At 57.4% G+C, this 258-nt stretch carries 1 pseudogene; it reads left to right on the top strand.

From position 1 onward, the window contains the following. Positions 1 to 197 (top strand): annotated as a pseudogene (gene gatB / locus KZZ04_RS19800) (Asp-tRNA(Asn)/Glu-tRNA(Gln) amidotransferase GatCAB subunit B); the annotation flags it as partial. Positions 198 to 258: the final 61 nt, after the last annotated feature.

Genomic DNA, 258 nt, shown 5'->3' on the forward strand with positions numbered 1-258 from the left:
ACAGCGGCGCGATCTCGGCCGTACTCGATGAGATGCTCGCCGCCAATGCTGAGCAAGTTGAACAATACCGTGCGGCAGACGAAGCCAAGCGCGGCAAGATGTTCGGCTTCTTTGTCGGCCAAGCGATGAAAGCGTCCAAAGGCAAAGCCAACCCGCAACAGGTGAACGAACTGCTCAAAAGCAAGCTCGAAGGCTGATAACGGTGAAGGGTCCGAATGGGATTTCATGCCCAACTCGGACCCGTGTGGGAGCGGGCTT

The sequence above is a fragment of the Pseudoalteromonas sp. CR1 genome, from assembly GCF_019392235.1.
GTDB lineage: Bacteria > Pseudomonadota > Gammaproteobacteria > Enterobacterales > Alteromonadaceae > Pseudoalteromonas.